This is a genomic window from Intestinimonas massiliensis (ex Afouda et al. 2020), from assembly GCF_900626285.1.
Classification (GTDB): domain Bacteria; phylum Bacillota; class Clostridia; order Oscillospirales; family Oscillospiraceae; genus Flavonifractor; species Flavonifractor massiliensis_A.
On record NZ_LR131147.1, the window covers coordinates 606,537 to 619,613 of the forward strand.

Here is a 13,077-nt window from a genome sequence, read left to right on the forward strand (position 1 = left end):
CTACAGGTATTTTGCGCTAAGCCGCAAAAGCTCTTCCTGATTGGTCTCTTTGGTGTTCACGATGCCGGAGAGATGCCCGTTGGACATGACGCCGATGCGATTGGTGATGCCCAGAATCTCAGGCATCTCGGAGGAGACGACGATGACCGTCTTGCCCTGCTTGGCCATCTGGATGATCAGCTCGTAGATCTCGTACTTGGCGCCCACGTCGATGCCGCGGGTGGGCTCATCCATCATAAAGACCTGGGGCTCCCGCTCCAGCCATTTGCCGAAAATGACCTTCTGCTGGTTGCCGCCGGACAGGCTGGTGATCATATCATCGGGACCCATGCACTTGGTGTGCATGACCTTGATCTCCTTGTTGGTGGCCTTGACCATCTTGGGCGTGGACAGGGCCACGCCGGCCTTATACTGCTCCAGATTGGCGATGGTGGTATTAAAGGTCAAATCACATTTGAGGAACAGGCCGTTGGCCTTGCGCTCCTCAGTGATCATGGCAAAACCGTGCTCTATGGCCTCCTTGGCGCTGCTGAAATTCATAAGCCGGTTTTTAAAATAGACACGTCCCGCCGCTCTGGTACGCACGCCAAAGATGGTCTCCAGCAGCTCGGTACGCCCGGCGCCCACCAGGCCGTACAGGCCGAAGATCTCGCCTTCTCTTACATCAAAGCTGATATCCTGCAGGTGGGGTGCGTATTTGGTGGAAAGGTGCTGGATGGACAGAATAGGCTCTCCCGGCTGATTGTCCACCGGCGGGAACCGGCTCTCCAGAGAGCGGCCCACCATGGCGGCAATCAGTTCGTTCATGTTGGTGTCCTTGGCGTTCTTGGTCATGACCAGATTGCCGTCCCGGAGCACCGAGATCTCGTCGCAGATCTCAAAGATCTCATCCATCTTATGGGAAATGTAAATGAGCGCGATGCCCTGTTCCTTCAGCATCCGCATCATTTCAAAGAGCTTGTTCACTTCCTGCACTGTCAGGGAGGAAGTGGGCTCATCCAGAACGATCACCTGAGAGTTGTAGGAAATTGCTTTGGCAATCTCACACATCTGCCGCTGGGAAACGGACATATTCCGCATGGGCTGGGTCAGGTTCACCGTCATACCCAGCTTGCGGAACAGTTCGGAAGCTTTCTTTTTCATCCTGCCTTCGTCAACAACGCCCACGGAATTGGTGGGAAAGCGACCCAGGAACAGGTTGTCGATCACGTTGCGCTCCAGGCACTGGTTCAGCTCCTGGTGCACCATGGCGATGCCGTTTTCCAGGGCGTCCTTGGGCCCGGAAAAGCTGATCTCCTTGCCGTTTAAGTAGATCTTCCCCTCGTCCTTCTGGTAAGTGCCGAACAGGCACTTCATCATCGTCGACTTACCGGCACCATTTTCGCCCATCAGCCCCATGACCGTGCCCCGCTTCACATCCAGATTGATGTGGTCCAGCACCCGGTTCCGGCCAAAGGACTTGCTCATGCCGCGGATTGACAGGACAATATCATTTTTCGCGTCTGCCATTCTAGTTACTCCCGTTAATGCATATTAGCAGTTTCAGCGAAAATCTGATTCTGCCGGATTTTTCATCATAAATGCTATTAGGGAGAATTCCTTCTCCCGATCAGAGAATTCCTCCTCCTCAACGGAGAATTCCTTCTCCCTAATAGCATACGGTTATTTCTTAGCGGACCTCAGTGAGGCCCCGCTCCATTACTGGCTCAGCAGGCCGGTGTAGGAAGCGGCGTTGTCGGTCTTCACCATGTTGATGGCAAAGGCGTCATAGGCGCTGGGGTTGCCCAGGCGGTTGGTGATGTTGGACTCGGTCTGGCCGTCGCCGCCGATGTACTCAACGTTCAGGTTCAGCAGGTCGTCGTACTTCTGCAGCAGGGGCTGATAAGTAGCGCTCAGGAAGTTATCAGCGGCGTTGTAGATGTTCAGCCACACGTTTTTGGTGGGATGATCAGTGGCGTCCAGCTGGCTGGAGACGGGAGCGTAGGTCACGGTGGAGTCCAGGAACTCCTCATAGTTCTCAGCGGTGACAGCCACGTTCAGAGCGTAGTAGGAACGGGTGGCCTCGTCATAGTAGAACACGTCCTCACCCAGCACATTGCCGGCCTCATCCGCGGTGCCGATGCCGCTGTCGATGTCCACGCCGTCCAGCGCGTTGCGCAGCACACGCAGGGTCAGGTAGGCCTGCACGTCGGCGTGCTGGCTGATGGTGCCGCCGTAGCCGTTGGCGATAGCGGCAACAGCGTCGGAGTTGGCGTCATAGCCGAAGGTGGGAACGCCGTTGGCCTGAGACCAGGCGTTGAACATGGCCATGCCCATGCCGTCGTTGTTGGAGGCCACGATGTCGATCTGGTCGCCGAAGGAGGAGGCCCAGGTGGTGATGGCATTGCCGGCGGTGGCAGCATCCCAGGTGGCGCCGGCGGAGTTCTTCATCTCCTGAGAGGCCAGCTCACGGACGGTGTAGGTCTTGCCGTTGATCTCCAGGGTGCCGTCCTTCACGTAGGTGGAGGTGCCGTCAATGTTGGTGCCCACGGGGGTGCTGTCGATGGCGCCGTCCACCTCAACAGCGGTGTCCAGAGCGGCGCGAACGCCGCGGGTACGGGCGATGGAGTCGTTGTGGCCGATGTCGCCGATGGCCAGCACGTAGCCGATGACACCGTCTTTGTTGCGGTCGATCTCATCAATGTGAGCGGTGATGTAGTCCAGGATCATGGTGCCCTGCAGCTCGGCGCCCTGGTTGGCATCGAAGCCCACATAGTAGGTCTTGTCATTGAACTGAAGCGCGTTCATGTCCAGCTCGCCGGTGGAGCTGTTGGAGGGCTGACGGTTGAACCACACCAGGGGCTTATCCTTGTTGGCGACCGTTCCGGTCTCGCCGCCGGCGGCAGCGCTCTCCTGGGTATCGGGGTTGGCACTCTGCTGGGTGTCCCCGGTACCGCCGCCGCAAGCAGCCAGGCTGAACGCCATCGCGGCAGTAAGAGCTAACGCAAGTACCTTCTTTTTCATAGCTATTCTCCTTTTTCCTTAGATTTGGGCGAAGTTTGTTCCAAAACGATCGCCCGATCTGTCTTCATTCTAGAGGATAGCAACTGGAAAAACAAGGTGAAAATTCACCGAAAGACCTGCTAACAAAAGTCAAGTAAAACTTTCAAAGGAAACGAGCAAAGGAAAAGGGTGCACCAAATTAAACCGCTGTGCATTTCAAAAAATGGCGGTCAGCCAGACAGTATAGAGCTGGGAAATCAGCCATGCTCCAGAGAATCCAGGTAGGCTTTCACAGAAGCGTAGTAGATGCGCAGGAACTTGTTGGCGGAGGCCATCATGTAGACACGGTAGGGCTTACCTTCAGAGCGTTTCTTGTTCATGAACTGGTAGACCGGCTCATCCATTGGAGCGCATTGCAGGAGGACCCCCATCACCAGAAAGAGCGTCCTTCGCAGTGAGGCAGATCCTCTCTTGGAAATGTTACGGCTACGGACATCCACTTGTCCAGATTGGTAAGGTGGGGCGTCAATGCCTGCAAAGGCCACCAGCGCTTTCTTGGAATGAAAACGGCGTACATCGCCAATTTCAGCTATGAGTTGGGGGCCGAGGGTTGGGCCAACACCAAACATCTCCATCACCACAGGATACTCCGGTAGAGAAACGGCCAGGGACTGCATCTCCTGCTTGAGAGCAGCTAACGCGGCGGAAGTTGCCCGGAGTTGGGAAACAGCCTGTTCTACCAAAAGTTTTGCCGTATCCGTTTTCGGCATGACACCGAAGTGTCCACATGCAGAGGCGTATATGTCCAGTGCCTTATCCTCGCTAAAATTGTAGCCGTGCTTTCTGCACCACTTCTGGTATTGGGTGGTAAAGGCCTTTTTAGACAAACCACAGACACACTCACAATGCCAAAAAGCGGCTACAAAATCCACCCACTTCTCGCTGCCATCGGCGCGGGGTGGACTGGTAAACAGGCGGTTTGCATCAGGGAAAGCGGTGTCCAGCAGGGAGATTAGGTTGTTCTTCAGCATGGTCCGTACTTTGGAATACTGCTGGTACTGCCGGTAGCAGGTCTTCAGCATGAGCCGGGTGTCCTCCTCCGGGACATATTTCGGTAGTGTGAGCCAGTGGTCAAGGCCGTAGTTGGCCAGTTTCACGGCGTCCTTCTTGTCAGTCTTGCCTCGTCTTAAACTGTTGTTCCCATAGTCATGCACCAGCATTGCATTGACTACGGAGACATAAAGTCCCGCGTCGTGGAGCAGCCAGGCCACCGGCGCGTGGTAATTACCCGTGGATTCCATCACCACACGGGTCTCACCGTCCAAACTTTTGAGCAGCCCTGCCAGTTCGTTCAGTTCATTGGCGGTGTGTCGCACTTCAAAGGGTGAAACCACCACCTCACCGAAGGGGCGCATGACGGCGATCATGCTTTTCCCTTTGGAAACATCGATGCCAACGCTGTTCATCCACATTCCTCCAATACTAAAGAATCTGCAACCGGAATCCATCTTTTCTCGTTGCCGATTCAATCTATTGGGTGACGCGAACTCCCCGGCATCCGGTGGCTCAACCTGCTGAAATCGAACGCTACAACAAGAGGATGGCTGACAGTCTTTCGTACGGACTTACAAGCCCAAGGAGTGAGTGGTCAGCCAGTTGCTCCTCTTATTGTAGCTTAGGCACGAGATGGAGGGAAAGCCGGACTGGCTGCCCGGCTTTCCTGTCCAAATTTATTGTAATAGNTGACAGTCGTTCGTACGGACTTACAAGCCCAAGGAGTGAGTGGTCAGCCAGTTGCTCCTCTTATTGTAGCTTAGGCACGAGATGGAGGGAAAGCCGGACTGGCTGCCCGGCTTTCCTGTCCAAATTTATTGTAATAGGAGGGTAAAATTTTATTCGATTAAAACAATCTATAAAAATTTTTACCGCAAAAACTGTGCAACATGCTTAATCCGGCCGCTGTTCAAAGGCAAACAGCGCCTTCTGGCTGTCCATGGTGAAGAGATTGTCCCGGTCCACGATCTGGGTGGAGGTATCCACCGTGTGCTCCATGCCGTCGTTCTGGCCGGCCAGCAGCTTGTAGGCGCTCTCCACCCCCAGATACCCCATAGCGTAGGGATTCTGTACCACCAGTGCGTCCACAGCCCCCTCCTGCAGGCCGTCGACCGTGACTACATTGGAATCGAACCCCACAAGGAAGATATCCTCTGTGCGGCTGAGGTCCTCCACGGCCCGGGCCGCACCCACGCTGGTGGGCTCGTTAAAGGCCAGAAGCACGTTGATCTCCGGATGCTCCAGCAGAAGGACAGCGGCGTCTGTCCGGGCCTGTTCCGCCTCCGCCAGGGTATTGACCACAGCCACGATCTCCGCCCGGCCGCTGGCCGTGAAGGTATCCACCGCGCCCCGTTCCCGCTCCTGACCGTTGGCACTGCTGATGTCATAGTTGACCAGCCCCACCTTCAGCTGACCCCCCACCCGGTCCAGGGCGGCCTGGGCGGCCATCTGCCCCGCGGCATAGTTGTCCGTCCCGATGTAGGTGCTCACCAGGTCGGAGTCCACGCTGCTGTCGATGGCCACGATCTTCACCCCTTTGTGGGCTGCGGCATCGATGGCGGCGGCGTTGTTCTCATAGTCGATAGCGGAAAAAACGATGGCCTCGGTGCCGCCCTCCACCGCGTCGGCGATCATCTGGTTCTGGCTCTCGTAGTCCTCCTCCGTCTCAGGTCCGATGATATCCAGATTCAGGTTATACTCGGTGGCAGCCGCCTCCGCGCCGGCAAAGACCGACAGCCAGAACTCCGTCTGGGTGGACTTGGCCACCAGGGTCACCGTATGCTGCTCGGAAGAGGCCGGATTCCTCCCACAACCGCACAGGAGGACGCTGAGCAGCACCGCCCACAGGGCAGCACACCTATTTCGCCTCATAGTCCCCCTCCTGTATCTTGGGCATACGGATCTCCACACAGGTGCCCACATCCGGCTCACTGGTGATCCGAAGCCCGTAATCTTTACCGAAGTAGATCTTGAGCCGGTCATCTACGTTCTTGATTCCAATGCCGGTGCGGTCCGTGGGACCGCGCTGCATGATGGACCGGATCTGCTCGTCGCTCATCCCGACACCGTTGTCCTGCACATAGAACACGATATCGCCGCCGTCCTGGCACACCCGCACATCAATCCGCCCCTCCTCCACCAGCAGGTCCAACCCGTGGTTGATGGCGTTTTCGATGATGGGCTGCAAGGTTATTTTGTTGCAGTAATAGTCCAAACAGCCCGGATCCACATCAAATTCATAGGTAAACTGGTTCTTATAGCGGTATTTCTGGATCTGCAGATAGCTTTCGGCGTGCTCGATCTCCTTGGCGACGGGGATCAGCTCATGGCCCCTGCTGATGCTGATGCGGAACAGCCGGGCCAGGGCATGCACCATTTTAACGGCATCGGTATTGCGCCCCTGCTCACACATCCAGGCGATGGAGTCCAGGGTATTGTACAGAAAGTGAGGATTGATCTGGGCCTGAAGGGCCTTCAGCTCCGTCTTGCGGAGATTGAGCTCCTCCTCCCGCACGGTAGACATGAGCTGCTGGATGCGCAGCACCATATGCCCGAAGGAGTTGGACAGTTCCTGCACCTCACGGGTACCGCCTACGGGCCGGTAGGTAAAGTGGTCGGCATCGGTCTCAAAGCTCTCCATGGCGGAGGCCAGGCCACGCAGCGGCCGCCCCAGCAGACGGGAGAGCAGCCAGCTGGTCAGCAGCGCCGCCGCCAGGGCCATCACCGCCAGCAGCATGGACAGGCGGATCATTTCGCTCACATTGCGGTTGACCAGCTCATCCACATAGCTGACGCCCACCACCCGCCAATCGCTGTCCGCCACACTGGTGATGCTGTAGATCACAGTATCATCGGCATAGGCGTCGTCCGCCAGGGCAGCCAGAGCCGCAGTGTTCTCCGACTTCAGGCCCGCGTACAGCAGCTGCTGCTGGGGGTGGTACACAATGTTGCCCTCCCCGTCCATCAGGAAACAATATCCCCGCTGTCCGATGCTCACGTTGCTGATGTAGCTGGAAATGCTGGAAAAGCTAAGATCCAGGGAGACCCACCCGGTCTCTCCGCCCTGCTCCAGCGGCGCCGTCATGGTCACCACCCAGGGGTAGTAGCCCTCGAAAATCGTCTCCACATGGGGGGCCGTCATATAGGGGCCGTTTGAGGCCCGGGCCGTCGCCAGATCAAAGGACAGGTTCTGGAAGATGTGCACCCGGGGCTCCCGGCCCAGAGACCAGCAGTCCCGCAGTGTGCCGTCGGCGGAATAACTGGTGACGGCCACCACGTCGGGGCGGAAGTTGAGAAAGGCGGTGAGCAGCCGGTCCCGGTTGTCCGGATCCTCCGACATGGACTGCTCCACCAGCCCCATGGCCTGTTCCATGTCCCGCAGGTAGTTGCCCACTGTGTTGGAGGCCTGGGACACTGCCTGGGCGCTGGTGGTGCGGGCATTCTGCACCATGGCGCTGCGATAGCGGTCCAGGAACCACAGAATACAGCAGCTCAGGATGACGGCCACCACGCCCACCACCATGGCCACCAAAATGGTGGTGATCCGCAGACCCGTCCGTGAAACGCCGCGCTTCAAGCGTCCTCACCCGCCTTCTCCTGGTCCAGCCTGCGGCGCATGGCATTGGGGGATTCCCCGCAGTACTTCTTAAAACAGTAGCTGAAGTAGTGCTGATCCGTGTAGCCGCACCGCTGGGCGATCTCCTGGACCCTGAGCCGGGAGGAAGCGATCAGCTCCCGGGCCGCCTCCATCCGCTTCCGGATCAGGATGTTGATGAAGGTCTCGCCGGTATACTTTTTGATGCAGGCACTCAGGTGATTGGGGCTCACCTCCAGCATCCCGCTGAGGGACACCAGAGAGAGGTCGGCATCCATATAGGACTGGTCCAGAGCCTCCAGAGCCCGCCTGCACAGCAGGCTGCCCCCCTTTACCGCGGGGGCCAGGTCACTGATGAACTGGGCGCCGCCCTCGGTCTGATCCCCCTGCCGCAGCGCCTCCATGGCCTGACGGTATGCGGTATGCAGTCCACTGAGGGCGCTCGTCTCCCGGCTGACGCCGATGCGGCACTGCTTGCCCAAAACCCGGGCAGCCATCTGGGGGATTTCGTCCGCCAGAATATGCAGGTACTCCTGAAAGTCCGACGGATTGCCCAACAGCACCGAAATCACCTTGCCGGAGGCAAAAAAGCTGACGCCCCGCAGGTATTTGGAGGCCAGCCGGTCCACTGATGCCACGAAGGAGAGCTCCGTGCAGTTGTCCCCTTTTTCATTCAGCAGGACGGACACCATCACCGTGTAATTGGGCTTGTCCTCCAGGTCCCGCAGCAGACCGCACTGCCGGGCATAGGCCTCCACCTGCCCGTCGCCCCCCGGATCGGCGTAATCATCCAGCACCAGAGGCATCAGTACCGCCGCCCGCAGATCCAGACCCCCCACTTTGGGCGCCGCCTGTCGGAACATGGCGAACTGGGCATCGATCTTCTTCCGGATGGTGCGCAGCTCCGTTCCCAGCCCCTCCATGGTCAGGGGCTTGAGCATATAGCTGATGATGTTGTACTGGATGGCCTGCTTGGCGTACTCGAAATCGTCATAGCCGCTGAGAAAGGCGATATTGGTGGCGGGACGCACCTCCCGCACCTGCCTGGCCAGCTCGATCCCGGAGATAAAGGGCATGCGGATATCGGTCAGCAGCAGATCCGGCTCATGCTTTTCCACCAGCTGCAGCGCATCCAGGCCGTTACTGGCGCTGCCCACCAGCTGGAAACCATAATCTTTCCACGGAATCATGGTGCATACCGCTTCCCTGAGCTCATCCTCATCGTCTGCGACAACCACAGTGTACAGCGTCTTTGCGGCCATTGCGGCACCGTCCTTTCTCCATTGAAACGGACCAATCAGGGGAAATTTTCCACAGGTGTTTTTCTTTATTATATCAGAACCGGCCCTGCCCCACAAACATTTCTTGCGAACTGCCGTCAGCGAAAGAAGGCGGACGCTCTTGGAGAGCGTCCGCCTTCTTTCCTTTTTATGTGCGATTTACAGCACTCTGCCCGGTTTAGAGCACTGCGCCTGTCCATCCTTCACCACAAACTGTCCGTTGACAAGGACATACCTCATGCCGGTGGACAGCTGGTTCGGGGCCTCATAGCTGGCCGGGGCCTTGATGTCCTCCAACCGGAACAGACACAGGTCCGCATACCAGCCCTGCCTGATCTCACCCCGCTGCGCAAAACCAAACCGGGCCGCCGGCAGCCCGGTCATTTTGTGAATCAGGGTCTCCAGCGGGATCCGCCCGCCCAGGCCGTAGTAGGACAGCAAGTGGGCAAATGTTCCGTAATACCGCGGGTGTGGCCGCTCCCGCAGTCTGGCACGCACAGGGTCCATCACCATACTGTCTGAGCCAAACATACTCAGGGGGTGCTCCACCACCAGGTCCACGTCGCTCTGCTCACACTGGAACATGACCATTTCCACGATCCCGTCGTTGTCCAGCATCAGCCGCACTGCCGCCTCACAGGAGGTAACTCCCCACAGCCTGGCCCACTCTGCTACGGTTTTTCCTACGCAGCTCTCCTGTTTGGCGCTGGTGATCAGCAGGTTTTCTCCGTTCCGCTCTCCGATAAAGGTGCTCCAGCCTGCATAGCCGTGCTCCATATCCCACAAAATCTGCGGCAGCTGCTTCGTGTCACGCAGACGCTCCAGCAGCCTGGCGATGCCGCCTTCATGGTATTTCGGTGGGAAAACCAGCCCCAGGTAGGAACAGCCGGCCGTATAGGGATACGTGTCAAAGGTAACGTCCGCACCCTGGCTGTTCGCCTCCTCTATCAGAGCCAGTATTTCACTCATATGCCCGATATTGTCCTTGCCGGCACACTTCAGATGGGATATCTCCGTGTGCACCCCTGTCTGCCGGGCAATGGTGAGCACCTCCCTGATGGCCCGGAACAGCGTGAGCCGCTCGCCCCGGACGTGGAAGGCAAATATTCCGTCATTCTTCCTGACAACCCGGGCGGCCTTTATCAGTTCCTCCGTGTCGGCATAAAAATCCGGTGCGTAGCCCAGCCCCACCGAAAGGCCACAGATCCCGTCCCGGAACGCCTCATCCAGCAGCTGCTCTATCCTGCTCTGCTCGCTGTCACTGGGTTTCCGGTTGTCATAGTCCATAACAAAGGCGCGGATGCTCCCGTAACCGATCAGCGCCCGCAGGTTTTCGTTCACTCCCCCGCGCACAAGCCGCTCCCGGTACTGGGGCCAGGTCCTCCAGTCCCATTCCACGGAACGGCAATCAATAAGCGACAGGGAATCCCGTCTCTTTCTGATAAACTCAGGGTCATCCCGCAGGGGGAAGGGAGAATAGCCGCAGTTGCCGATCACCTCACTGGTCACGCCCTGGACGATATGTCCCGCCGGGTCCCCGCAGCAGAGAAAGGAAATGTCCGAGTGGGTGTGTACGTCAACAAAGCCCGGCGTGCAGAGCAGGCCGTTGCCGTCGATCAGCTCCATGTCGTCCGTCCCGTCTACCGTTCCTACATGCTCGATCCGGTCCCCCCGGATGAGCAGATCGGAGCGGACGGGCTGCCGCCCCGTGCCGTCCACCACAGCTGCGTTTTTGATACAGATCATCTTATCCATCAGTAGCTCTTTCCTCTCGCGTCCACCGATATGCTGCGGATATATTGCTCCCCGGAAAAGAGGAACATTCTGTCCACCAGATTCGCCACCACACAGCTGTGATAGGGAATCACGTCCACCTCTTCCCCCACGTGCAGGTGGTACTGCTCCGGATCATACCTCACATACCCGTGCTCCTCATTGAGCTTATATATGGTCGCTTCCGGATACTGTCTGATCTTTCCGAACCCACAGCTGTCATGGTCGGAGGACAGGATCTTTGAGCCGCAGTCCAGGGTGGCCAGACCGTGCTCCGGGGTGCTGACCACCGTGGCCCGTACCGTCAGGGCGCAGTCAGACTCCTTCACCGCGCCCAGTCTGGCGTAGTGGATATCCCCGAACACATAATTGCCGGCCCTGGACTCCGTCAGGCCCTTCATCACATCCGCCCGGCGGCTGATCACAGTGGATCCGCCGCTGACGATTTCCACCTTCACTCCGGCTCGCTCCAACCGGTCCCTGCACCGGCACAGAAGCCGGATCTCCTCCTCAGACATACTGCGCAGCCCGTTGTCCGGGTCGGAATTGGGATTCAGCCCACTGTATGCCATGATGCCCCGGAATTCCAGGCCGGGCAGACCGTTCAGCGCCTTCACGAACGCCTCAAGCGCCTCCTCGCTGACTCCCCCCCGCTTGATGTGGGTCATGATCTCCACCAGCACGGGCACAGGCCGCCCCAGTTCCAGGCCCACCTGATTGAGCTGTTCCGCGGAAACCATATTGTCGCACGTCACGGCGACCTCCGCCTGCTCCATCAGCCGTTTCAGGCGGAGCATCTTGTCCGCGCCCACCAGACTGTAGGCAATCAGGATATTCCGGATCCCGGCAGCGGCCATGACCTCCGCCTCGCCGAGCTTGGCGCAGGTGATCCCCACCGCGCCCGCCGCCAGCTGCATCTTTGCGATCTCCACAGAGCGGTGGGTCTTGATGTGGGGTCTCAAGACCTGCCCGTTCTCCGTTACCCAGCTCTGCATCCGGGCAATGTTGTTTTCAAGTGTGCTTTTTTCGATTTTCACGTATGGTGTTGACAGCATATGGATCTCCCCCGTTTAAAGAGCATCTACTTCCACAACCAGTTCCACTTCTGCGGTGATGTTGTTGGGCAGAACGGACACGCCCAGCGCGGTGCGGCTGTGCCGTCCGATCTCCGGCCCGAATACCTGGCAGATCAGATCAGAGGCGCCGTTGATGACCGCCGGCTGAGCGTAAAACTGCTCCGCGCTGTTCACATAGCCCCGCAGATTCACCACGCGCCTGACCCGGTCCAGGCTGCCCAGATAGGCGCGCAGCTGGCTCAGCAGGTTCAGCGCGCAGATCCGGGCCGCCTGGTACCCCTCCTCCGGTGTACGCTCCCTGCCTACCGCGCCCACATAGAGCCGCTCGCCATTGAATATGGTACCCTGCCCGCTTACGAACACCAGATTTCCCGTCTGTACGCAGGGTGTGTACGATGCCACCGGAACGGGTGCCTTGGGAAGTTCAATCCCCAATTCCGCCAAATTTTCTTCCGCTGTTTTGTTCATAAGATATCCCTCATAGGCCGGCGGGGAACCGGATCTACCGGCTCCCCGCGCTTCCCTTTCGTTATGATTTCAGCTTCTCCGTGATCGCCCTGGCGCTGTGCACGGATTCTTCAATAAAGCAGTTCAATTTTTCGTTGGTCATCCGGTATTTGGGGGTCGCCACACCTATGGTACAGGCGATTTTACCATCCGGGAAAAAGACGGGCGCCGCTACACATACCACATCCGGATTATGTTCGCTGTTGTCCACGGCATACCCCTGCTTTCTGATACCGGCCAGCTCTTCTTCCATCATTTTTCTGTCTGTAATGGTGTTTTCCGCCAGCTTCTCCATTACGGTATGGGCAAAATAGTCGTCCAGCCACTCCTGGCTCTGGTAGGCCATCAGCACCTTCCCGCCGCTGGTGCAGTACATGGGGACATGCTTACCCACCACGGAGCGGATACCGATCTGGTTCTGGGCGCCCCTCTTGTCCAGATAGACGGCATCGTTATTTTCCTGCACGATCAGATGGACGGTCTCTTTGGTCAGATCATTGAGGCGGTCCATCTCCTGCGCTGAGGCTTCCAAAAGGTAATCGTCATCCGTGATCACCTCAAACAGGGACCGCGCCATAACCCCGCAGCGGTATTTCTTGCCCACCTTCACGGCAAGCCCGCAGTCAATGAATTCGTGCAGGATCCTATGTATCGTGCTCCCGGACAGGCCGGTCAGCTGGGCGATCTCATTGATCCCGCACTCCTTCTTGTAGAATGCCAGCGCGCTCAGTACCTGGACGGATTTCAGCGTGGTATAGTCCTTCAGCCTTTTCTGGAACATCTCCTGTTGTTCATAAGTCATGCTGTGTAA

General features: G+C 58.0%; 10 protein-coding genes. All 10 read right to left on the reverse strand.

Features of this window, described 5'->3' with window-relative positions; all coding sequences use genetic code 11:
- On the reverse strand, positions 1–1,509 hold the full coding sequence (locus tag E0E41_RS03180) for a sugar ABC transporter ATP-binding protein (RefSeq protein ID WP_130868688.1): 1,509 nt from the start codon (positions 1,507–1,509) through the stop codon (positions 1–3).
- 189 nt (positions 1,510–1,698) lie between these two features.
- On the reverse strand, positions 1,699–3,003 hold the full coding sequence (locus E0E41_RS03185) for a substrate-binding domain-containing protein (protein ID WP_130868689.1): 1,305 nt from the start codon (positions 3,001–3,003) through the stop codon (positions 1,699–1,701).
- Positions 3,004–3,239: 236 nt separating this feature from the next.
- A complete protein-coding gene (locus E0E41_RS03190; RefSeq protein WP_130870730.1) occupies positions 3,240–4,448 on the reverse strand; it encodes an IS110 family transposase in 1,209 nt (402 codons plus the stop codon).
- A 481-nt stretch (positions 4,449–4,929) separates the two neighbouring features.
- On the reverse strand, positions 4,930–5,907 hold the full coding sequence (locus E0E41_RS03195; protein ID WP_130868690.1) for a substrate-binding domain-containing protein: 978 nt from the start codon (positions 5,905–5,907) through the stop codon (positions 4,930–4,932).
- A complete protein-coding gene (locus E0E41_RS03200; protein WP_368019834.1) occupies positions 5,894–7,612 on the reverse strand; it encodes a sensor histidine kinase in 1,719 nt (572 codons plus the stop codon). The genes E0E41_RS03195 and E0E41_RS03200 overlap by 14 nt, the downstream gene beginning before the upstream one ends.
- Positions 7,609–8,892 (reverse strand): response regulator, encoded by a 1,284-nt coding sequence (locus E0E41_RS03205; RefSeq protein ID WP_130868691.1) that lies wholly within the window; start codon positions 8,890–8,892, stop codon positions 7,609–7,611. Before E0E41_RS03205 ends, E0E41_RS03200 begins: the two co-directional genes overlap by 4 nt.
- Positions 8,893–9,069: 177 nt before the next feature.
- Positions 9,070–10,665 carry an N-acyl-D-amino-acid deacylase family protein gene (locus E0E41_RS03210; protein ID WP_130868692.1) on the reverse strand — a complete coding sequence of 532 codons (1,596 nt, stop codon included), beginning with the start codon at positions 10,663–10,665 and terminating at the stop codon, positions 9,070–9,072.
- The gene (locus E0E41_RS03215; RefSeq protein WP_130868693.1) at positions 10,665–11,738 is read right to left on the reverse strand and encodes an alanine racemase; all 1,074 of its coding nucleotides are present in this window, start codon (positions 11,736–11,738) and stop codon (positions 10,665–10,667) included. Before E0E41_RS03215 ends, E0E41_RS03210 begins: the two co-directional genes overlap by 1 nt.
- A 15-nt stretch (positions 11,739–11,753) precedes the next feature.
- Entirely contained in the window at positions 11,754–12,227 is a 474-nt protein-coding gene (locus tag E0E41_RS03220) for a RidA family protein (RefSeq protein ID WP_130868694.1), read from the reverse strand.
- Positions 12,228–12,288: 61 nt separating this feature from the next.
- Entirely contained in the window at positions 12,289–13,068 is a 780-nt protein-coding gene (locus tag E0E41_RS03225) for an IclR family transcriptional regulator (protein WP_130868695.1), read from the reverse strand.
- Positions 13,069–13,077: the final 9 nt, after the last annotated feature.

Bases quoted from the DNA above. Each gene is read 5' to 3' on its own strand.
- E0E41_RS03180 (WP_130868688.1), bottom strand. From the start codon at position 1,509: ATGGCAGACGCGAAAAATGATATTGTCCTGTCAATCCGCGGCATGAGC.
- E0E41_RS03185 (WP_130868689.1), bottom strand. From the start codon at position 3,003: ATGAAAAAGAAGGTACTTGCGTTAGCTCTTACTGCCGCGATGGCGTTC.
- E0E41_RS03190 (WP_130870730.1), bottom strand. From the start codon at position 4,448: ATGAACAGCGTTGGCATCGATGTTTCCAAAGGGAAAAGCATGATCGCC.
- E0E41_RS03195 (WP_130868690.1), bottom strand. From the start codon at position 5,907: ATGAGGCGAAATAGGTGTGCTGCCCTGTGGGCGGTGCTGCTCAGCGTC.
- E0E41_RS03205 (WP_130868691.1), bottom strand. From the start codon at position 8,892: ATGGCCGCAAAGACGCTGTACACTGTGGTTGTCGCAGACGATGAGGAT.
- E0E41_RS03210 (WP_130868692.1), bottom strand. From the start codon at position 10,665: ATGGATAAGATGATCTGTATCAAAAACGCAGCTGTGGTGGACGGCACG.
- E0E41_RS03215 (WP_130868693.1), bottom strand. From the start codon at position 11,738: ATGCTGTCAACACCATACGTGAAAATCGAAAAAAGCACACTTGAAAAC.
- E0E41_RS03220 (WP_130868694.1), bottom strand. From the start codon at position 12,227: ATGAACAAAACAGCGGAAGAAAATTTGGCGGAATTGGGGATTGAACTT.
- E0E41_RS03225 (WP_130868695.1), bottom strand. From the start codon at position 13,068: ATGACTTATGAACAACAGGAGATGTTCCAGAAAAGGCTGAAGGACTAT.